The sequence below is a fragment of the Pseudomonas sp. H26/SER47-MNA-CIBAN-0231 genome (assembly GCF_040310465.1).
GTDB lineage: Bacteria > Pseudomonadota > Gammaproteobacteria > Pseudomonadales > Pseudomonadaceae > Aquipseudomonas > Aquipseudomonas atacamensis.
Genome location: NZ_JBEOPW010000013.1, coordinates 145500 through 166692, shown reverse-complemented (window position 1 = coordinate 166692; position 21193 = coordinate 145500). Strand labels below are relative to the sequence as shown.

Annotated in this window: 21 protein-coding genes; 7 read left to right on the top strand and 14 right to left on the bottom strand. The window is 61.2% G+C overall.

The features are described 5' to 3' along the window. Positions 1 to 7 precede the first annotated feature (7 nt). Genes hpf through AAEZ10_RS19510 form a run of 4 tightly spaced genes read left to right on the top strand, consistent with a single transcriptional unit; the run spans position 8 to position 1944 of the window. The gene (gene hpf / locus AAEZ10_RS19525) at positions 8 to 316 is read left to right on the top strand and encodes a ribosome hibernation-promoting factor, HPF/YfiA family (RefSeq protein WP_073473786.1); all 309 of its coding nucleotides are present in this window, start codon (positions 8 to 10) and stop codon (positions 314 to 316) included. Between the two features lie 12 nt (positions 317 to 328). Continuing rightward, positions 329 to 793 (top strand): PTS IIA-like nitrogen regulatory protein PtsN, encoded by a 465-nt coding sequence (gene ptsN, locus AAEZ10_RS19520; protein WP_350570563.1) that lies wholly within the window; start codon positions 329 to 331, stop codon positions 791 to 793. A gap of 2 nt (positions 794 to 795) precedes the next feature. Then, positions 796 to 1653, top strand: a complete 858-nt coding sequence (gene rapZ, locus AAEZ10_RS19515; protein ID WP_016771684.1) for an RNase adapter RapZ — start codon at positions 796 to 798, stop codon at positions 1651 to 1653. Between the two features lie 15 nt (positions 1654 to 1668). Next, positions 1669 to 1944: an HPr family phosphocarrier protein gene (locus AAEZ10_RS19510; RefSeq protein WP_024011619.1), complete on the top strand. Its 276-nt coding sequence runs from the start codon at positions 1669 to 1671 to the stop codon at positions 1942 to 1944. 34 nt (positions 1945 to 1978) lie between these two features. On the opposite strand, the gene AAEZ10_RS19505 is transcribed toward AAEZ10_RS19510, so the two are convergent. From AAEZ10_RS19505 to pmbA, 6 genes are all read right to left on the bottom strand, one after another. Beyond that, complete coding sequence (locus AAEZ10_RS19505; RefSeq protein WP_350570560.1) at positions 1979 to 2872, bottom strand: ZIP family metal transporter; 894 nt, start codon at positions 2870 to 2872, stop codon at positions 1979 to 1981. A gap of 30 nt (positions 2873 to 2902) precedes the next feature. After that, on the bottom strand, positions 2903 to 3514 hold the full coding sequence (locus tag AAEZ10_RS19500) for a superoxide dismutase (RefSeq protein WP_243242890.1): 612 nt from the start codon (positions 3512 to 3514) through the stop codon (positions 2903 to 2905). A gap of 1 nt (position 3515) precedes the next feature. Continuing rightward, complete coding sequence (locus tag AAEZ10_RS19495) at positions 3516 to 3956, bottom strand: DUF2753 family protein (protein WP_073473792.1); 441 nt, start codon at positions 3954 to 3956, stop codon at positions 3516 to 3518. Positions 3957 to 3983: 27 nt separating this feature from the next. After that, positions 3984 to 5360: a class II fumarate hydratase gene (locus AAEZ10_RS19490; RefSeq protein WP_350570558.1), complete on the bottom strand. Its 1377-nt coding sequence runs from the start codon at positions 5358 to 5360 to the stop codon at positions 3984 to 3986. Next, the gene (locus tag AAEZ10_RS19485) at positions 5341 to 5748 is read right to left on the bottom strand and encodes a hypothetical protein (RefSeq protein ID WP_016771690.1); all 408 of its coding nucleotides are present in this window, start codon (positions 5746 to 5748) and stop codon (positions 5341 to 5343) included. Before AAEZ10_RS19485 ends, AAEZ10_RS19490 begins: the two co-directional genes overlap by 20 nt. Positions 5749 to 6000: 252 nt before the next feature. After that, positions 6001 to 7347: a metalloprotease PmbA gene (gene pmbA / locus AAEZ10_RS19480; RefSeq protein WP_024011613.1), complete on the bottom strand. Its 1347-nt coding sequence runs from the start codon at positions 7345 to 7347 to the stop codon at positions 6001 to 6003. 108 nt (positions 7348 to 7455) lie between these two features. Here pmbA and yjgA point away from each other — a divergent pair, with 108 nt between their 5' ends. Then, entirely contained in the window at positions 7456 to 7980 is a 525-nt protein-coding gene (yjgA, locus tag AAEZ10_RS19475) for a ribosome biogenesis factor YjgA (protein WP_016771692.1), read from the top strand. A gap of 51 nt (positions 7981 to 8031) precedes the next feature. On the opposite strand, the gene tldD is transcribed toward yjgA, so the two are convergent. The 8 genes from tldD to mreB all read right to left on the bottom strand — a co-directional run bounded on the left by tldD (position 8032) and on the right by mreB (position 19223). Continuing rightward, positions 8032 to 9474 carry a metalloprotease TldD gene (tldD, locus tag AAEZ10_RS19470; RefSeq protein WP_016771693.1) on the bottom strand — a complete coding sequence of 481 codons (1443 nt, stop codon included), beginning with the start codon at positions 9472 to 9474 and terminating at the stop codon, positions 8032 to 8034. A 4-nt stretch (positions 9475 to 9478) separates the two neighbouring features. After that, the gene (locus AAEZ10_RS19465; protein ID WP_350570555.1) at positions 9479 to 10339 is read right to left on the bottom strand and encodes a carbon-nitrogen hydrolase family protein; all 861 of its coding nucleotides are present in this window, start codon (positions 10337 to 10339) and stop codon (positions 9479 to 9481) included. A 58-nt stretch (positions 10340 to 10397) separates the two neighbouring features. Further along, positions 10398 to 14201 carry a YhdP family protein gene (locus AAEZ10_RS19460; RefSeq protein WP_350570553.1) on the bottom strand — a complete coding sequence of 1268 codons (3804 nt, stop codon included), beginning with the start codon at positions 14199 to 14201 and terminating at the stop codon, positions 10398 to 10400. Positions 14202 to 14276: 75 nt separating this feature from the next. Next, positions 14277 to 15734 (bottom strand): ribonuclease G, encoded by a 1458-nt coding sequence (gene rng / locus AAEZ10_RS19455; protein WP_016771696.1) that lies wholly within the window; start codon positions 15732 to 15734, stop codon positions 14277 to 14279. Between the two features lie 58 nt (positions 15735 to 15792). Beyond that, complete coding sequence (locus AAEZ10_RS19450; protein ID WP_252877449.1) at positions 15793 to 16389, bottom strand: Maf family protein; 597 nt, start codon at positions 16387 to 16389, stop codon at positions 15793 to 15795. Between the two features lie 37 nt (positions 16390 to 16426). Further along, positions 16427 to 16933, bottom strand: a complete 507-nt coding sequence (gene mreD, locus AAEZ10_RS19445; protein ID WP_350570550.1) for a rod shape-determining protein MreD — start codon at positions 16931 to 16933, stop codon at positions 16427 to 16429. Next, entirely contained in the window at positions 16933 to 17997 is a 1065-nt protein-coding gene (gene mreC / locus AAEZ10_RS19440; RefSeq protein ID WP_371915158.1) for a rod shape-determining protein MreC, read from the bottom strand. The genes mreD and mreC overlap by 1 nt, the downstream gene beginning before the upstream one ends. Before the next feature lie 188 nt (positions 17998 to 18185). Further along, positions 18186 to 19223: a rod shape-determining protein MreB gene (mreB, locus tag AAEZ10_RS19435; protein ID WP_002555108.1), complete on the bottom strand. Its 1038-nt coding sequence runs from the start codon at positions 19221 to 19223 to the stop codon at positions 18186 to 18188. Between the two features lie 211 nt (positions 19224 to 19434). On the opposite strand from mreB, the gene gatC reads away from it, so the two are divergent. Both gatC and gatA read left to right on the top strand, forming a co-directional pair. Next, the gene (gene gatC, locus AAEZ10_RS19430) at positions 19435 to 19722 is read left to right on the top strand and encodes an Asp-tRNA(Asn)/Glu-tRNA(Gln) amidotransferase subunit GatC (protein ID WP_024011606.1); all 288 of its coding nucleotides are present in this window, start codon (positions 19435 to 19437) and stop codon (positions 19720 to 19722) included. A gap of 16 nt (positions 19723 to 19738) precedes the next feature. Next, the gene (gene gatA, locus AAEZ10_RS19425; RefSeq protein ID WP_042608774.1) at positions 19739 to 21190 is read left to right on the top strand and encodes an Asp-tRNA(Asn)/Glu-tRNA(Gln) amidotransferase subunit GatA; all 1452 of its coding nucleotides are present in this window, start codon (positions 19739 to 19741) and stop codon (positions 21188 to 21190) included. Positions 21191 to 21193: the final 3 nt, after the last annotated feature.

Genomic DNA, 21193 nt, shown 5'->3' with positions numbered 1-21193 from the left:
AAGCTGTATGCAAGTCAACATCAGTGGACACCAACTGGAAGTGACCGAACCTCTGCGTTCCTACATCGAGGAAAAACTCGACCGATTGGAGAGGCATTTCGACAAAATCACTAACGTGCAAGTCACGATGTGCGTCGAAAAACTGCAGCAGAAGATCGAAGCCACACTGCATATACCCGGCGGAGAAGTAGTTGCCAACGCAGAAAATACCGACATGTACGCTGCGATCGACTCACTTACCGACAAGCTGGATCGCCAACTCAAAAAGCATAAGGAAAAGACCCAGAGCCTCCTCCAGGGCGCGACCGGTCGTTAACACCCCTATCCCATGATCCGACTTGAAACCATCCTGACCCCCGGCCGTTCCAAAGTGAACGCGCCGGGCGGCAGCAAGAAAAAAGCCCTCGAAGAGATTGCCAACCTGATCCACCGCGAAGTGCCGGATCTGGAGATGCAGGATGTCTTCGACGCGCTGATCGCCCGTGAAAAACTCGGTTCCACCGGTTTTGGCAACGGCATCGCCATTCCCCACTGCCGCCTCAAGGGCTGCACGGCACCAGTCAGTGCCCTGCTGCATCTTAAAGCCCCAATCGATTTCGACGCCATCGACGGCGCTCCGGTGGACCTGCTGTTCGTACTGCTTGTCCCGGAAGCCGCAACCGACGCGCATCTGGAGTTGTTGCGCCAGATCGCCAGCATGCTCGACCGCAAGGAAGTTCGTAAAAAACTGCGCAGCGCCGCGAGCAACGAAGCCTTGTACCAGGTTGTACTGGACGAGCAGAACGGGCACTAATCATGCGCTTGATCATTGTCAGTGGCCGTTCGGGCTCGGGTAAAAGTACCGCCCTGAATGTCCTTGAGGACAACGGCTACTACTGCATCGACAATCTGCCGGCCGGTTTGCTGCCGGAACTGGCCGAGCGTGCGCTGATTCACACGGAACTGGCGCAGCCGCTGGTCGCCGTGTCGATTGATGCGCGCAACCTGCCCAGCCATCTGTCACGCTTTCCCGAATTGCTCGAAGACGTGCGTGCCAAACACATCAAGTGCGATGTGCTGTACCTGGACGCCGATGAAGAAACCCTGCTCAAGCGTTTTTCCGAGACCCGTCGTCGTCACCCGCTGAGCAACGCCAATCGCTCGCTGGCCGAGGCGATTCACGATGAAACCGCCCTGCTCGGCCCGATCGCCGACCTGGCTGACCTGAAAATCAACACCACCAGCCTGAATCTGTATCAACTGCGCGATACCCTGAAGTTGCGTCTGTTGAATCAGCCTGAGCCCGGCACGGCGTTTCTGGTTGAATCATTTGGCTTCAAGCGCGGCATGCCGGTCGATGCCGATCTGGTCTTCGATGTGCGCTGCCTGCCCAATCCGTACTGGAAACCCGAATTGCGCGCTCAGTCCGGCCTTGATGCCCCTGTGGCCGAGTATCTGGCGCAGCAGCCGGATGTCGAAGAAATGTATCAGGACATCTACGCCTACCTGAACAAGTGGCTGCCACGTTTCGCCGCCAGCAACCGCGCCTACGTGACCATTGCCATTGGCTGCACCGGCGGGCACCACCGCTCCGTCTACCTGACCGAACGTCTGGGTCAGGCCCTGCAGAAAACCCTGAAGAACGTCCAGGTTCGCCACCGCGACCTCACCTAAAGGATTCACACCGCGATGCCTGCTCGTGAAATTGAAATCATCAATAAGCTGGGTCTGCATGCTCGGGCATCGGCCAAATTCGTCGGCGTGGCCGGTCAGTACCCAGACTGCACGATCCGGGTGGGACGCAGCCCTGAAACGACTGTCGACGGCAAGAGCATCATGGCAATGATGATGCTCGCGGCGGGTAAAGGCACCAAAATCCATTTGAGCACCGAAGGCGAACAGGCTCAGGAAGCCATGGACGCATTGGTCGATCTGATCGAAAGATATTTCGACGAAGGTGAATAATCCTTGAGGCGGGGACACTGTTCCTCGCCTCCATTCACCCCAACGCCGTATCCATCACCATCATCAGACAAAACCCGATCAGAAGGCCCAGACTCGCCAGCTTGTCATGCCCATGACGGCGCGACTCCGGAATCACTTCGTGGGTCACCACCAGCAACATCGCCCCGGCCGCCAATGCCAGTCCCAGCGGCAACAGCACTTGAGCCAGACTCACCAGCCACGCGCATAACAGTGCAAATACCGGTTCGACCAGCCCAGACGCCGCGCCGATCAGAAACGCCCTGAACCGTGACATTCCCGCCCCGGCCAGCACCAACGCAATCACCAGGCCTTCCGGCACATCCTGCAACGCAATGCCCATCGCCAGACTGTCGGCGTCCGCCATCCCACCGCCGGCAGACACGCCGACCGCCATGCCTTCCGGAATGTTGTGCGCGATGATGGCGAACACGAACAGCCAGATTCGTGGTGGAATCACCGGATGCTCCAGCGTGCCGACGAGCATCTCCGGCGAGGCACCCGAAACGCGCCGATCCACCAGATACAGACCGAACGCGCCGAGCAGGATGCCGAAGCAGATCAGGCCACTGGCGGCCCACGGCGTAAGACCAAGACTCTCCGCCGCAGCAATGCCCGGCACGATCAGCGAAAACGCCGTCGCCGCCAGCATCACCCCGGCACCAAATCCCAGCAAGGTGTCGCTGAGTGCCTGCGGCATGCGCCGGATTACCAGCACCGGCACCGCGCCAAGCGCCGTGCCCAATGCGCAGATGGCACCGCCGTGCAAGGCGCGCAACAGCTTCGATTCCAGATTCAGCCACTGCAAACCGTGGGCGACCAGCAAAGCCATCCCCGCCAGCAGCAACAGCGAGCCCACCGCGTAACGAAACATGCGTCCGCTGCCAATCGCCAGTGTTTCCGTGCCCATAGTCAGCCCTGGATTGTTTTTATTGAAGGCTTAAACCAGTGCGGCGTGATAGCGCGCAGCAACTTCCGGCCAGTTGATCACGTTGTAGAACGCGTTGATGTATTCCGGGCGACGGTTCTGGTAGCGCAGGTAGTAGGCGTGCTCCCAGACGTCGAGACCGAGGATTGGGGTATTGCCGTTCATCAACGGGCTGTCCTGATTGCCGCTGCTTTCCACGACCAGTTTTTTCTCCGGTGTCACGCAGAGCCAGGCCCAACCGCTGCCGAAACGGGTCAGCGCGGCCTTGGTGAAGGCTTCCTTGAAACTGTCGAGTCCGCCCAGTTGCTCATCAATAGCCGTGGCCAGCGCGCCGTCGGGCTTGCCGCCTCCGTTGGGCACCATCACTTCCCAGAACAGCGAGTGATTGGCGTGACCGCCGCCCTGATTGATCACCGCCGCGCGAAGCTTTTCCGGCAGTTGCTGGACGCTGGCGACAAGTTTTTCCACCGGCCACTCGGCGAATTCGGTGCCTTCCACGGCGGCATTGAGGTTGTTAATGTAGGTCTGGTGATGCTTGGTGTAATGGATTTCCATGGTCTGCGCATCGATGTGCGGCTCGAGGGCATCGTAGGCGTAAGGCAAGGCAGGCAAGGTAAAAGCCATTTCAATGGACTCCATACTGATGAGAAGTTGAGGCGCGGCGGGCATTGCCGGTGTCCGGATGCAGCAGGCGCTGGGTGCGCGGGTACTCGCCGTGCTCGCTGATGAAATTCAACAGTTCGACATAGGTCTTGCTGCTCTGGCGCAACGCCGCCTCACGCAGGGCCGGACGCAGGCGTTCGTCCTGAATGGTCTGCAACAAACGCTGATGGATAGCGCACAGGTATTCGGCGCTCTCCTCCGGTTGGTTCAGGCGCAAATGCAGGTCGGCGAGGTTGTGATGAGAGACGACGCAGGCCGCCACCGCTTCGTCGGCATCTGCCCAGCGTTCGAACAACACTTGCGCCAGAGCCAGGGCTTGCAGGTAAGCCTCACGGGCGTCGATCAGTTCGCCCAGCATGAAGCAGCGATTGGCCCGTTCGATCGTGCGTTTCCAGTGCTCCATGGTGAGCCTCCAAAGCGGTTGCGGGGTTTACACGCCGCCGGCGGTGAGTTTCTCGGGGTTGAGCAACTCTTCCAGCTGGCTGCGCGACAGGTCGGTGTGTTCCAGAGCGACGTCGATCACCGCGCGGCCTTCCTTGTAGGCCTGCTTGGCGATTTCGGCGGCTTTCTGGTAACCGATGATGGGATTGAGCGCGGTGACCAGAATCGGATTGCGCGACAACGCTTCTTGCAAGCGCGATTCGTTGACCTTGAAAGTAGCGATTGCCTTGTCACCGAGCAGGCGACTGGAATTGGCCAGCAGTTCGATGCTGCTCAGCAGGTTCTGCGCGATGATCGGCAACATCACGTTCAGTTCGAAGTTGCCGGATTGACCGGCGACGGTGATCACCGAGTCGTTGCCGATCACTTGCGCAGCGACCATCGCGGTGGCTTCCGGGATCACCGGGTTGACCTTGCCGGGCATGATCGATGAACCCGGTTGCAGTGCTTGCAGTTCAATTTCGCCGAGGCCGGCCAGGGGACCTGAGTTCATCCAGCGCAGGTCGTTGGCGATTTTCATCAGCGACACCGCAGTAGCTTTGAGCTGGCCGGAGACAGAGACCGCAGTGTCCTGCGAGCTAATCAGCGCGAACAGATCCTTGCCCGGGGTGAACTGCACATCGGTCAGTTGGCTCAGATGCCGACTGAATCGCGCGGCGAGCTCCGGATGCGCATTGATCCCGGTACCGACCGCAGTGCCGCCCTGCGCCAGCGCTTGCAGGCTCGGCAGCAGGTCCTGCAGATGCGCGATGTTGGCCTTGAGCTGCTGCGCCCAACCGTTGAGCACCTGGCTCATGCGCACCGGCATCGCGTCCATCAGGTGAGTGCGCCCGGTCTTCACATGGTGATGCACTTGCTCGGCCTTGCGCTCGATCACCTGGACCAGATGCAACAGCGCCGGCAGCAATTGTTCATGCAGCGCCAGCGCGGCGCTGACGTGGATGGTGGTCGGGATGATGTCGTTGCTGCTTTGCCCGCAGTTGACATGATCGTTGGCGTTGACCGGCTCGCCGAGCATGCGAGTGGCCAGCGTCGCGATCACTTCGTTGGCGTTCATGTTCGAGCTGGTGCCGGAACCGGTCTGGAAGATATCCACCGGGAAATGCTGCATGAAATCGCCTTCGAGCAGACCTTGCGCGGCATCACTGATGGCTTTGCCCTGGGCCGCGCTGATCTGGTTCAGCTCAACGTTGGCCCGCGCAGCGGCGGCTTTGGCGAGGATCAGCGCGCGGATGAACTGCGTCGGCATCGGCTTGCCGCTGATCGGGAAGTTGTCCACGGCGCGCTGGGTCTGCGCGCCATAGAGCGCATCGACCGGCACCTGCAGTTCGCCCATGCTGTCGCGCTCAATACGTGTCTTGGTCATGCGAATGTCCTTGCAGCAAATCAATGAGAGGAATCGACGGTTGCAACTCGCAAGTGGCGAGCTGCCAGGTGTAGCGTTGCCAGCGCCGCAAGCGGCATTGGCATAGCGACAGACGCTCCATTTCACGCAAGGGGCGCCAGGCTTGATCGAGACAGACGCTGCGCCAGTGCCACGGCAACGCGATGTCGGTGGCGGTATCGAGCAGCAGACGGAAAGACGTTTCGGCGACAGTCCAGGGCGAAGTGGCTGTGCAACAGGACAGATAGCGCCCTTCGGCGAGGTAGTGTTCGATCAGGCGCGGTTCGTCAGGATCCAGCGCGCAACGGATCTGGCGGCTCATCCAGCGCCAGCTTTCGAGGTAGGGCTGCTCGTGCAAGGCAGAACTCATGATCCGGGACTCGTTCGGAGATGAGATTTATTATTAGATGATAATGAGAACCAACACAAGCACTCGAGTTTGCGCTGCTCACTTGTGGGAGCGAGCCTGCTTGCGAATGCGCTGTGTCAGTCAGCACATTTACAACTGATCCACCGCTTTCGCGAGCAGGCTCGCTCCCACAGGGGATTTGTGCGAAGCGAAGAAAAAAGGCGCGCCATCCAGAACGGATGGCGCGCCTTTTTTTGTTGGCGGATTCGCGGCTTAGCTGCCGGCGACAGTCATCCGCTCGATCAACACCGAGCCGGTGCGGATGTTGCTGCGCAGCTCCAGATCATTACCCACCGCGACAATCTGCTTGAACATGTCGCGCATGTTGCCGGCGATGGTCACTTCCTGCACAGCGAACTGGATCTCGCCGTTTTCCACCCAGAAGCCCGCCGCACCGCGCGAATAGTCGCCGGTGACCATGTTCAGGCCGTGGCCCATCAATTCGGTGACCAGCAGACCTCGGCCCATGCGCTTCAACAGCGCTGCCTGATCTTCATCGCCATGGGTGACGAACAGGTTGTGCACACCGCCCGCGTTGGCGGTGCTCGGCATGCCCAGTTTGCGCCCGGAATAGGTGCCGAGGATGTAGGAAACCAACTCGCCCTTCTCGACGAACGGTTTCGCGTAAGTCGCCAGGCCATCACCGTCGTAGGAAGCACTGCCCATGGCGCGCATCAGATGCGGGCGCTCATCAATGGTCAGCCATTCCGGGAACAGCTTTTGCCCGAGGGTGCCTTCGAGAAACGACGATTTGCGATACAGGCTGCCGCCCGACACGGCCGAGAGGAAGCTGCCGAACAGACCGCCCGCCAGTTCGGCGGAAAACAGCACCGGCACTTCGCAGGTCGGCACCGGCCGCGCGCCCAGACGGCTGGCTGCACGTTGCGCGGCACGCTGGCCGATGCTCACCGGATCGGCGAGCAGACTGCCCTGGCGATTGACGTCGTACCAGTAATCGCGCTGCATCTGGCCGTCGGCTTCAGCGATCATCACGCAACTCAGGCTGTGCCGGGTCGATGCGTAACCGCCGATGAAACCGTGGCTGTTGCCGTAAACCCGGCAGCCCTGATGGGTGCTGAGGGTGGTGCCGTCGGCGTTCTTGATCCGCGCATCAGCATCGAACGCCGCCGCCTCGCAGAGCAAAGCCTTCTCGATGGCCTGCTCCGGGGTGATGTCCCATTCGTGGAACAGGTCGAAATCCTGCACATCCCTGGCCATCAGCGCCGCATCGGCCAGACCCGAGGCTTCGTCCTCGGAGGTGTGTTTGGCGATCGCGAGTGCTGCAGCGACGGTTTCACGAATCGCCTCCGGCCCGGTGGCCGAGGTGCTGGCCGAGCCTTTGCGCTGACCGACATACAAGGTAATGCCAAAACCCTGATCACGATTGAATTCAACGGTTTCGACCTCGCGCTGACGCACCGAAGTCGACAGGCCTTGCTCCAGCGACACCGCGACTTCACAGGCGCTGGCGCCCTGGCGCTTGGCTTCGGCGATGATCTGCTCGACCTGTTCTTGCAGTGCCGGCAATGCCTGCGGGCCGACGCTTTGAACTGCACTCATGCTCATCTCCACTCAAATTCTGCTTTCGGCTGGGGTCATCGAGCGACCGGGCCGGACAAGCGGCCCCCGACTGGTTATCATGGCGGCGTTTCTTTGCGGACTGCCACCATGGTTGATTCTTACGACGACTCCCTCGATACGGGAGAAAAAAGCAAATCTCAGGTCAAACGCGAGTTGCATGCGCTGGTTGACCTCGGCGAGCGCCTGACCACACTCAAGCCTGATCTGGTCGCCAAACTGCCGTTGACCGACGCTTTGCGCCGGGCATTGGCCGATGCGCCCAAGCACACCGCGAACATCGCGCGTAAACGGCATTTGCAGTTCATCGGCAAACTGATGCGCGACCAGGACACTGACGCGATTCTGACTCTGCTCGATCAACTCGATGCCTCCACTCGCCAGTACAACGAGCGTTTCCATAATCTGGAACGCTGGCGTGACCGCCTGATCGCGGGCGATGACGCCGTGCTGGAGAAATTCGTCATCGAGTACCCGGACGCCGATCGCCAGCAATTGCGTTCCCTGATCCGTCAGGCCCAGCATGAGGTTGCGCAAAACAAACCGCCTGCTTCGAGCCGCAAGATCTTCAAATACATTCGGGAGCTGGACGAGACTCAACGCGGCCTGCGTTGAAAATCGCCACCGGGTGGCCGTCCTGCGCGCCACCCGAAAGCCCCGCCTCTCTTATGCGCCCGTGCCACCCACGGTAATCGCATCGATTTTCAGCGTTGGCTGGCCGACACCCACCGGCACCGACTGCCCATCCTTGCCACACGTACCCACACCGCTGTCCAGCGCCAGATCGTTACCGACCATCGACACCCGGCTCATCGCCTCGGGGCCGTTGCCGATCAACGTCGCGCCTTTGACCGGTGCGGTGATCTTGCCATCCTCGATCAGATAAGCCTCGCTGGTCGAGAACACGAACTTGCCGCTGGTGATATCGACCTGACCGCCACCGAGGTTGGCGCAGTAAATGCCCTTCTTCACCGAGGCGATGATTTCTGCCGGATCGCTTTCGCCACCGAGCATGTAGGTGTTGGTCATGCGTGGCATCGGCAGGTGCGCATAGGATTCGCGGCGACCGTTACCGGTGCGTGCCACGCCCATCAGCCGCGCATTGAGCTTGTCTTGCATGTAGCCCTTGAGTACGCCGTTTTCGATCAGCGTGGTGCACTCGGTCGGGGTGCCTTCGTCATCGACGCTCAGCGAACCGCGACGGCCGCTCAAGGTGCCGTCATCGACGATGGTGCAAAGTTTGGAGGCAACCATTTCACCCATGCGCCCGCTGTAGGCCGAGCTGCCCTTGCGGTTGAAATCGCCTTCCAGGCCATGGCCGACCGCTTCGTGCAACAGCACCCCGGACCAGCCGGAACCCAGCACCACCGGCAAGGTACCGGCCGGCGCCGGAATCGCTTCCAGATTGACCAGAGCCTGGCGCAGCGCTTCGCGGGCATAACCCATGGCGCGGTCTTCGGCGAGGAAGTAGCGGTAATCGGTACGCCCACCGCCGCCGTGCCCGCCGCGTTCGCGACGGCCATTCTGCTCGACGATGACGCTTACGTTGAAACGCACCAGTGGGCGCACGTCGGCGGCCAGGCCACCGTCGGTGGAGGCCACCAGGATTCGCTCCCAGACCCCGGCCATGCTCACGCTGACCTGCTGAATCCGTGGGTCGAGTGCGCGGGTGGCGACGTCGATGCGTTTGAGCAACTCGACTTTTTCCGCGCGGCTGAGCACTTCCAGCGGGTTATCGGGCGCGTACAGTTGCGCGACGTCCTGGCTGGTGAACGCCTGCACGGTGCCGTTCTGCCCGGCGCGGGAGATCGAACGCGCCGCACGCGCCGCTGCACCGAGGGCCTCGAGGGTGATCGCGTTGCTGTAGGCAAAACCGGTTTTCTCACCGGACTGCGCGCGCACGCCGACACCCTGATCGAGGTTGAAGCTGCCTTCCTTGACGATGCCGTCTTCCAGCGCCCACGACTCGGAAATCTGGCCCTGGAAATACAGGTCGGCGGCATCGATGCCCGGCCCGGCCAGATCGCCGAGCACGCCTTGCAGGCTCTCGATCGTGACACCGCCGGGTGCCAACAGGTGATCACTGACTGAGGACAACAACTCGCTCATAGGTTTACGCCTTAAATTCGTGTTCTGAAGCAGGCCGCTGGGCGCCCTGCGAGAAAAACCGCCGATGACGCGTCACCGGCATGCGCGCCCGGATGGACGCTTGTTCATCGCTGTCGCGGGCGGCCAGCAACACCGCCTCGCCTTGATCCTGCTGGGCCAGCACACTCCCCCACGGGTCGACAATCGCCGCATGCCCGAAGGTCTCGCGTGGCCCCGGATGACTGCCGCCCTGTGCGGCCGCGAGGATATAACACTGTGTTTCGATGGCCCGCGCGCGGATCAGTACATCCCAATGCGCGGCGCCGGTTACGGCCGTAAACGCCGACGGTGCGGTAATCAATTCGGCACCGGCGGCACGCAATTCACTGTACAGCTCCGGGAAACGCAAGTCGTAACACACGCTCAGACCGACTCGCCCCACCGGCGTATCCGCCACCACTACATTACCGCCATAAGCATAGTCATCGGATTCACGGTATTGGCCGCGATTGTCGGCGACATCGACATCGAACAGATGCAGCTTGTCATAGCGCGCGACGATCTCGCCGTATTCATTGATCAACAACGAGCAGGCATTGGCTTTGGCCGTGGGTTGACCCAACGGTGGCAACGGCAATGTGCCGGCGACTATCCATAAGGTGAGGTCGCGGGCGGTCTGTTTCAACCAGGGCAGGATCGGCCCTTCGCCCAAGGCCTCGGCGCGGCCGATATCAGCGACGTCACGACGGCCCATGGCGGCGAAGTTTTCCGGCAGCACCGCGAGTTTCGCCCCGCCGGCGGCGGCCTGTTCAAGCAGGCGTCGGGCCTGGGCCAGATTGGCCGGCACGTCACTCTGGCTGACCATTTGAATCACCGCTAAAGACATGGCGAACTCCCAAAGAGGTATTTGGCCATGCTACTCCATCGCTTCAAGGCCGGGCCGTTCAAAAAGGCTTGTCGAAGGTGATTTTCGGCTCTTTCCATGGGCCTTTGACGGTGTACTTGACGCTGGCGAAGCGCGCGACGCGGTCGCCGATCAGCTTGTCGATGAGGAACAGCGCGCCGCCGACCGCCGGTGCGCCGACGAGCAGCGCGGCGATCGGCAGGTTGTTGGTCACCGGCAGTGTCACCAGCAATTTCGCATCGACCTTGTCACCGACCAGATCCAGCGTGCCGTCCAGCTCAAGATTGCTCGAAGGCCCGGTCAGGCGAATCGGCTCACGTGTCACGTAGACACCATTGTTCGCCACCAGCAGACCTTTGACCCGGTCGTAGCTCAGGCCTTTGCCGAACAGGTCGGAGAAGTCCAGACGCAGGCGCCGGCCGATCGAGTTGAAGTTGAGCAGGCCGAACACCCGCAGCGCCTGAGCACCACCTTCCACTTCAACGAACTGGCCCTTGTTCAGCGAGGCGTCGAGGGTGCCGGAGAAGCGCTTGGTCGCCAGCCACGCCGGCGAGCCCGGCCAACGTCCATCGACATCCATGTGGAATTCTTCACTGGTGACGCTTGGCGCGAAGCCCCAGCCTTTGAGCACGTCGGCCAGATTCTTGCCGCCGACCCGGCCCTTGTACCAACTGCTGGTTGCCCCCGGCGCGCCTTCCCAGCCGCCGTTGCCTTGCAGGAGGATGCCCTTGAGGCCCATGTCGAGGTTGTTCAGAGCGATGCCCTTGGCCGTCGGCCGCACTTTCAGCGACCAGCCACCCACCAGATCGGGGCCGAGGAACAATTGATTGAGGGTGATATCCAGCGCCGGGATTTTCGTCGGGTCGACCGACGCCAATGGATCCGGCGCGTTCTCGTCAGCCTGCACCGCCGGGTCCGGCGCCGGCAGTTTCACGTATAGCAGATTCACCGCAATCGGCACGCCGTTGGCGTCCGGCAGGCTGGCCGTGCCCTTGGCCTGCTGACTATCGAGAGCGAGATTCCATGCGCCGGGCTTGCGATTGATCTGCACCGAGGCCTGATCCAATGTGGTGCCGAGCGCGGTCAATTTGCCGACCTTGATGTCAGCGCTGCTGAGCAGTTGCTTGGCGCTGCCGCCCGGATCCCCGCCAGCGTACTTGCTGGCCAGATCCTGCCACGGCGCGACGTCCAGTTCCGACAGCACCCCGCGTATGCGCAGGCCCTTGGCGCCCGGCAACACCGCTTCGCCAGCACCGAGAAACAGTTCGCCACGGCCATCGGCGAAATTGCTCGGCGGCGCAGCAAAAGTGAAATTGGCCAGTTGATCGTAATTGACCCAGTACCGCCGCTCCTGCCCTTGCAAGGTCATGCGGAATACCGTGTCACGTCCGACATCGGCGGCCATGCCGAACGGCGCTGGCAGATCCACCACCACGCCTTTGAGGCTGGAGCTGACCAGCAACTGGCTGTCGGCCCCTGAAAGATTCAGCTGCAACTGATACGGAATCGTCCCGGACACCGGCAACGGCTGGGTCACGCCGAGCCAGTCGGTGAGCTTTTTGACTTCAACCTGTCCGGATGCGGCGACGCGAGTCTTGATCTGGTTGGGGCTGCCATCAGCGAAGATCTGCGCAGTGACCGGTTTATCGAAGGCCCGTGCAGAGATGTTCTGGCCGCTGAGGCCTTTATTGCTGTCGAAGCGGAAATCGCCCTTGAGCTGGCTCAGTTCCAGTTTCGGTTCGGCCAGTTTCAGCCGCGCGTTGGCAGTTTTGAAATCGACGAGGATTTTCGGTTGCTCGCCCTTGGCCAGCGGAATATCCAGCTTGAGCTTGCCGTTGAGATCACCCGCGCCCTCCCAACCGGCAAAGGTTTCGCCAGTGCCGATCGGCGCGTCCTGAAGAATTTTCAAGCCATCGCCCAGGGCACCGGCAAATGCGCCATCAAGAAACAAATGCGAGTTCTGCCCGGCCGGTACGTGAGGAATATTGACGAAGACATCGCTGACTTGCGTATCGAGCAATTGGCCCTTGCTGGCCCAGATGCGCACGCCGCTGTCCTCGATGAACACGTCACCGCTGACCTTGCTCACGTGCGGCCAGCCCGGCTGAAAGGCCAGTTCGGCGTCATGCACTTTGAAGAACAGGCTGATGCTGCGATCAGCCTCGCCGGCATTCTTGCTCAGCGAGCCCTGATACTGGAAGAAACCCTGATCCACCGCGCCTTTGAGGATCGCTGTGCGTAGCCACTCATCAAGCGCCGGGCTCAACACCGCCGGCAGATATTTCGCGGTATAGCGACCGTCGCCATCGACCAGGCCGACGCGCAGGTCCATGTAGTCTTCCTGGCTATGGTCGAAGTGCAGGCGGATGAGGAAGTCGCCGGCAATCTTGCCCTCCTCGCCCAGCACTTTGAGGTACGGCGCAATCAGGGTGAAGCCATCCTTGTCGAGCTTCCACGTCAGCCGCGCATTGGCTTGCAGGTATTGCCATGGCTTGGCGAAAATCGGATCGAGGTGCAGGACGAAGTCCTTGCTGTCGAGGCGCAACTCACCGCCGTCCAGATTGCCGCTGAGGCTGCCGCTGACATTTCGCGCCGCTGGAGCGCCGTGGTAGGCATCGAAACCGACATTGTCGAGGTTGGCGGCAAAGCCGAATTTGCTGCCATCGGTGGCGGTCGGACGGAAATCCAGCAGGACGTTGCGCAGACCGCCGGTAACCTTCAAACGCTCGACCACTGTGGCGAAACTCTGCGGCAATGGCCCCAGCGCATTGAGCAGCGGCGTGATCGGGGTCAGATCGAGGCGATCGGCCTGCAGATGCCAGAGCTCTTCAGCCTTGGCGCTGGCGCGAGTCTGCTGCACCTGCACATGGGATTCCCAGCGGGTTTCGCCGAAGCTCATCGCCAGTGAATCAAGAGTGACCTTCGCGCCCTCGGCGGTGTTGCGGTAATAGGCGTTGAGCGCCAGATTGTTGATCTGGATTGGCTTGCGCTCGGCGTAGGCACCGGTCACTTGCGGCGCATTCAGGCGCAACGCGGCGCTTTGCAATGCGCCTTCGGCCCAATCGACCCAGAGTTCGCCGCCGGCCTTGATCTCGGAAAAATTCCATTGCTGGGTCAGGCGCTCGGGCAGCCACTTCGACCAGTCGCTCTGCGGCAGGCTGGCATAGCCCTCGATAGCGCTGTTCTGCCACTGATCAGGACGCAACTGGCTGCGCAGGCTCAGCGCCACAGGCTGGCCATCGGGCAAGGTCAGACGCGCGTCGAGACGCTGGCGGCTGGCGCTGGTGCGCAGATTCAGACCGACATAGGTGAGCGTCATGGGCGCGTGGTCGAGCGGTTGCAGGGTCACTTGGCTGTCGAGCACCGACAGTTGCTTGATCATCTGCGAGCGCTGGAACAATTGTGCCGGATCGAACGGTTGATCCTTCTGCACCGGCAGGCCTTCCAGCGCCCAGGTACCGTCTTCGGCTTCCTTGAGGCTGATCTTCAAACCGTTGAGTTCGATATGCGCGAGGCGCACTTCGCGGGCGAGCACGCTGCCCCACATATCCGGCACCACCCGCACGCGGTCGAGGCGCAGAGCGTTGGCACCGTCGCCGACCATCACGTCGTGGGCCAGCAGGATCGGCGCGAAACCGCTCCAGTTGCCTTCCAGCTCACCGATCTGCAAGGGCATGCCGAGGGCGGCGCTGGCCTTGTCTTCGATGTCGGCGCGGTATTCCGCCACCAGAGGGGTCAGCTCGCGGCCGAGGCTGACGTACAACGCCATCAACACCAGAACCAACGCGCACAGGCCCAGCCCCCAGCGGGTGAGTGCGGCCAGAATGCGTGTCAGACGCTCCATGTCAGTTGGCTCCCATGGCAAAAATACTGCGAAAAGCTGAGGCCAGCCGCGTTGAATGAGTGGTGATGCAGGGCTTCAGAGCAGCACCACGTCATATTGTTCCTGGGAATACATGGTTTCCACCTGGAAGCGTATGGTGCGGCCGATAAAGCCTTCAAGCTCGGCGACGTTACCGGACTCTTCATCGAGCAGACGATCGACTACTTTCTGGTTGGCCAGCACCCGATAACCCTCGGCCTGATAGGCCCGCGCCTCGCGCAGAATCTCGCGGAAGATCTCGTAACAGATGGTTTCGGCGGTCTTCAGTTTGCCGCGTCCCTGGCAACTGCTGCACGGTTCGCACAGCACCTGCTCAAGGCTTTCGCGGGTGCGCTTGCGGGTCATCTGCACCAGGCCCAGCTCGGTAATGCCGATGATGTTGGTCTTGGCGTGATCGCGCTCCAGCTGTTTCTCCAGAGTGCGCAGGACCTGACGCTGGTGCTCTTCATCTTCCATGTCGATGAAGTCGATGATGATGATCCCGCCGAGATTGCGCAGACGCATCTGCCGGGCAATCGCCGTGGCCGCTTCGAGATTGGTCTTGAAAATGGTTTCTTCGAGGTTGCGATGACCGACGAACGCCCCGGTGTTGACGTCGATGGTGGTCATGGCTTCCGCCGGATCGATCACCAGATAGCCGCCGGATTTCAGCGGTACCTTGCGCTCCAGCGCGCGCTGGATTTCGTCTTCGACACCGTACAGATCGAAGATCGGCCGCTCGCCCGGATAGTGTTCCAGACGATCGGCGATTTCCGGCATCAGTTCGGCGACGAATTGCGTGGTTTTCTGGAAGGTTTCCCGGGAGTCGATGCGGATCTTCTCGATCTTCGGATTGACCAGGTCACGCAGGGTGCGCAGGGCCAGGCCGAGGTCTTCGTAGATCACGCTGGGCGCGGCGATGGTCTTGATCTGCTCGTTGATCTGGTCCCATAGGCGCCGCAGGTAACGGATGTCCATGAGGATTTCATCAGCGCCCGCGCCTTCAGCGGCTGTGCGCAGAATGAAGCCGCCGGCCTCCTTGATGCCTTCTTTGGCCACGCAATCACTGACCACCTGCTTGAGGCGCTCGCGCTCGGCTTCGTCTTCGATCTTCAGGGAAATACCGACATGAGCGGTACGCGGCATGTACACCAGATAACGCGAAGGAATCGACAGTTGTGTGGTCAGGCGTGCGCCTTTGGAGCCGATCGGGTCTTTGGTGACTTGCACCACCAGACTTTGGCCTTCGTGCACCAGCGAACTGATGCTTTCCACCGCCGGGCCTTCACGCAGGGAGATTTCGGCGGCGTGAATGAAAGCCGCACGATCGAGGCCGATGTCAACAAATGCCGCCTGCATGCCCGGCAGCACACGAACGATCTTGCCTTTATAGATGTTGCCGACGATCCCGCGTTTCTGCGTGCGCTCGACGTGGACTTCTTGCAGCACACCGTTTTCGACCACCGCCACGCGCGACTCCATCGGCGTGATGTTGATCAGAATCTCTTCACTCATGGCAGGATCTCGTTCAGGCATGTTCACGATAGTGGCCGCATCTGGATTCGTACGACGCTCAGGGCGTGTTCAGGTTTTGCCAACAGGGTATGCCGAAATGGCCCAACACCTCGCAGGTTTCGCACAACGGCAAGCCGACCACCGCCGAATAGCTGCCTTCGAGCCCGGCGACAAACACCGCACCCAGGCCCTGAATGCCATAGCCGCCGGCCTTGTCGCGCGGTTCGCCACTGGCCCAGTAGGCGCCGGCCTCATCACGGCTGATGCTGCGGAAACGCACCCGACTGCGCACCACCCGCGACTCGCAGCGCTCACCTTCGAGCACGGCGATGGCGGTCAGCACTTCGTGTTCGTTGCCGGACAACATCATCAGCATGGCGCATGCATCGGCTTCGTCCACCGGTTTGCCAAGAATTTTGCCGTCGAGCACCACAGCGGTGTCGGCGCCAAGCACGCAGAACGGCTGATCAGAGACGACCGAACGGCGACCGGCCTCAGCCTTGCCACGCGCAAGGCGTTCGACATAGGCCGAAGGGGATTCTTCAGGAAGCGGGGTTTCGTCGATGTCCGCGCTGATGGCAGAGAAATGCACGCCGATCTGCGTGAGCAATTCACGGCGGCGCGGTGAGCCGGAGGCGAGGTAAAGCAGTTTCATCAAAACATCTCCCTGTTCAGTGCCCTGCTTCACCGGCTCAATAGATTCTGTAGCGTCGGCACATTCCGCGAAGGGCGAAGCTGACCCACGGCCAGAGCAAGGCACTGACCAGCGCCGGCAAGACCAGCGCCGGCAAGACCAGCGCCAGGGTTGGCTGACGGTTGCCGGTCAGAGCGCTTAGCCACAGTTGCGCCAACTGTGCGAGGCCGAAGATCACCAGGATCACCAGGCACTGCTGCCACATCGGGAACATGCGCAGGCGCTGCTGCAATGACAACACGAGGAAAGTAATCAGGGTCAGGATCAGCGCGTTCTGTCCGAGCAAGTCGCCCTGCAGGACATCTTCGGCCAGCCCCAGACAGAACGCCGTGACCATGCCGACCGTGTGCGGCATGTACAGCGCCCAGAACGTCACGAGCAAGGCCAGCCACAGCGGGCGGAGGATTTCCATGAAGATTGGCAACGGCGATACGCTGAGCAGGATGCCGACGAAGAACGTCAGCCAGATCATCCAGCCGTTTCCGGATTTTTTCGCGCCGACCATTATTCTCGTCCCCCGGTAGTCGCTGGCGGTTTCGCCGGTGGTTTGCTCGCGGCCGGCGGTTTGGCAGCGGCCGGAGCGGCAGCGGGCGGTTTGCTCGCGGCGGGCTTGGCTGGCGTGGCTGGCGTGGCGGCAGGCGCTGCGGCTTCAGTGGCCGGCGCTGCGGTAGCGGTCGACGGCGTAGCAGGCATGATCAACGGTTTCGGCACGCTGGCCGGCAACATCGGGCCACCGCCGTGAGCGTCGAGCTGTTCCTGGGCCTGGGCGGCGTCATTGGCGCGTTCCTCGGCAGTGCGGCTGTCGCTGAACACCAGCAGCAGGTAGCGACTGCGGTTCAGGGCGGCTGTGGGCACGGCGCGGACGATAGCGAACGGTTGGCCGGAGTCGTGGATGACCTCTTTTACCGTGGCCACCGGATAACCGGCCGGAAAACGCTGGCCAAGGCCGGAGCTGACCAGCAGATCGCCTTCCTTGATGTCGGCTGTGTCGGCGACATGACGCAATTCGAGGCGCTCAGGGTTGCCGGTGCCACTGGCAATCGCGCGCAGACCGTTACGGTTCACCTGCACCGGAATGCTATGAGTGGTGTCGGTCAGCAGCAGAACGCGCGAGGTGTACGGCATCAATTCAACCACCTGGCCCATCAGCCCGCGTGCATCGAGCACCGGTTGACCGAGCACCACGCCGTCGCGCTCACCTTTGTTGATGATGATGCGATGGGTGAAGGGGTTGGGGTCCATGCCGATCAACTCGGCCACTTCGACCTTTTCATTGACCAGTGCGGAGGAATTGAGCAACTCGCGCAGCCGAACGTTCTGCTCGGTCAGGGCCGCGAGCTTTTGCATGCGCCCCTGCAACAGCAGGTTTTCGGTCTTGAGTTTTTCGTTTTCGGCGACGAGCTCGGTGCGGCTGCCGAACTGACTGGCGACCCCTTCCCACAAGCGGCCGGGCAGGTCAGTGATCCAGTAGGCATCCATGAGCACCAGCGACGCTTGCTTGCGCGCGGGCTTGAGCAGGTCGAAACGTGCATCGACCACCATCAGTGCGACCGCGAGCACGGCCAGCACCAACAGGCGCACGCCCAACGAAGGGCCTTTGGTGAAAAGCGGTTTAATAAGCCGCTCCTCCCAGGCAAATGTTCTGTTTATTCATACGGCATCAAACCGGCCTGGATGAAGACTGACAGAAGATAAACGCCAACAGGCAGCACTGCAAAGTGCTGCCTGTGCGTTCACCCACGTATTGCATTCGAAGCTTATTCGCTCGAAAGCAGATCCATGGTGTGCTTATCCATCATTTCCAGCGCACGGCCACCGCCGCGAGCAACGCAAGTCAGCGGATCTTCGGCAACGATCACCGGCAGACCGGTTTCCTGAGCCAGCAACTTGTCGAGGTCACGCAGCAGCGCGCCACCACCAGTCAGCACCAGGCCACGCTCGGCGATGTCGGAAGCCAGTTCCGGCGGCGATTGCTCCAGCGCGCTTTTCACCGCCTGAACGATGGTGGCCAGCGACTCTTGCAGAGCCTCAAGCACTTCGTTGGAATTCAGGGTGAATGCGCGTGGAACGCCTTCGGCCAGGTTGCGACCGCGAACATCGACTTCGCGTACTTCGCCGCCCGGGTAGGCCGTACCGATTTCCTGCTTGATGCGCTCAGCGGTGGATTCACCGATCAGGCTGCCGTAGTTGCGGCGCACGTAGGTGATGATCGCTTCGTCGAAACGGTCGCCGCCGACACGAACGGATTCGGCGTAGACCACACCGTTCAGGGAGATCAGGGCGATCTCAGTGGTACCACCACCGATGTCCACGACCATCGAACCGCGCGCTTCTTCAACCGGCAGGCCGGCACCGATCGCAGCAGCCATCGGCTCTTCGATCAGGAACACTTCACGGGCACCGGCGCCAAGGGCCGATTCACGGATGGCGCGACGCTCAACCTGGGTGGACTTGCATGGAACGCAGATCAGCACACGAGGGCTGGGCTGCAGGAAACTGTTTTCGTGAACCTTGTTGATAAAGTACTGCAGCATCTTTTCGCAGACGCTGAAGTCGGCGATCACGCCGTCCTTCATCGGACGAATGGCAGCAATGTTGCCCGGCGTACGGCCGAGCATGCGCTTGGCCTCGGTGCCGACAGCGACGACACTTTTCTGGTTACCGTGTGTCCGAATGGCCACAACCGATGGCTCATTCAGGACGATACCGCGCTCGCGCACGTAAATAAGGGTGTTGGCAGTGCCCAGGTCAATGGAAAGATCGCTGGAAAACATGCCACGCAGTTTCTTGAACATGGGAAAGGGACCCTAGGCAACGCGTGGGTAAAAAAGTGCGGCAAACTCTAACAACGACAGGGATTTTGGGCAAGGCGCCAATATGTTAAATTGGCCGCTTTTCTGTGCACCAAGCCCCACAATCGCGGCCTTATGACCGTAGAAGTGCGGTAGTGTTCCGACAATCTAACACACGGACGCCGTCCGTTCTGTTTTCCACTGGAGAATCCCGATGGCGCTAGAACGCTCCGACGTGGAAAAAATCGCGCATCTGGCCTGCCTTGGCCTCAACGATGCCGATCTTCCGCACATTACTTCCGCCCTCAACAGCATTCTCGGGCTGGTCGACGAAATGCAGGCCGTTGATACCGACGGTATCGAGCCGCTGGCCCACCCCCTGGAAGCCAGTCAGCGCCTGCGCGCCGACGTGGTGACCGAGACGAATAATCGCGAGGCCTACCAGTCCATCGCACCAGCGGTCGAAAACGGCCTGTATCTGGTTCCGAAAGTCATCGACTAAAGGGAAAGAGCCTGCAATGCATCAAATGACTCTGGCCGAGATCGCCCGCGGTCTCGCCGATAAAAAGTTTTCCTCCGAAGAGCTGACCAAAGTGCTGCTGGCGCGTATTACCCAGCTCGATCCGCAGCTCAACAGTTTCATCAGCCTCACCGAGGATCTGGCCATCGAGCAGGCGAAAGCCGCCGATGCACGCCGGGCCAACGGTGAGAGCGGCGCCCTGCTCGGCGCGCCGATCGCCCACAAGGATCTGTTCTGCACCCAGGGCATCCGCACCAGCTGCGGCTCGAAGATGCTCGACAACTTCAAGGCTCCATACGACGCCACCGTAGTCGCGAAACTGGCCGCTGCCGGCGCGGTGACCCTGGGCAAGACCAACATGGACGAATTCGCCATGGGTTCGGCCAACGAGTCGAGCTGGTACGGCGCAGTGAAAAACCCGTGGAATCTGGAACACGTACCGGGTGGTTCGTCCGGTGGTTCGGCGGCGGCAGTTGCCGCTCGTTTGTTGCCAGCCGCCACGGCCACTGACACCGGCGGTTCGATCCGTCAGCCGGCGGCGTTCACCAACCTCACCGGCCTGAAGCCGACCTACGGTCGCGTTTCGCGCTGGGGCATGATTGCCTACGCTTCCAGCCTTGATCAGGGCGGCCCGTTGGCGCGCACGGCCGAAGACTGCGCGATCCTGCTGCAAGGCATGGCCGGCTTCGACCCGAACGATTCCACCAGCATCGATGAGCCGGTTCCGGATTACTCCGCCAGCCTGGGCGATTCGCTGCAAGGCCTGCGCATCGGCGTGCCGAAGGAATACTTCAGCGCCGGTCTCGACCCGCGCATTGCCGAGCTGATCCAGAACAGCATCCAGCAGTTGCAGAAGCTCGGTGCGGTGATCAAGGAAATCAGCCTGCCGAACATGCAGCACGCCATTCCGGCCTACTACGTGATCGCCCCGGCAGAAGCGTCTTCCAACCTGTCGCGTTTCGACGGCGTGCGTTTCGGCCATCGCTGCGAGAACCCGGAAAACCTCATCGACCTGTACAAACGCTCCCGTGGCGAAGGCTTCGGCGCGGAAGTACAGCGCCGGATCATGGTCGGTGCCTACGCGCTGTCCGCCGGTTACTACGACGCCTACTACCTGAAAGCGCAGAAGATCCGTCGTCTGGTGAAGAACGATTTCATGGCTGCGTTCAATGAAGTCGACATCATCCTCGGCCCTACCACGCCAAACCCGGCGTGGAAACTCGGCGCGAAGAACAGCGACCCGGTCGCTGCCTATCTGGAAGACGTCTACACCATCACCGCCAACCTCGCCGGCCTGCCGGGCCTGTCGATGCCGGCCGGTTTTGTCGACGGTCTGCCGGTGGGCGTGCAGTTGCTCGCGCCGTACTTCCAGGAAGGCCGTTTGCTCAACGTTGCGCACCAGTATCAGTTGAACACTGACTGGCACACCCGCACCCCAACCGGCTTCTGAGGA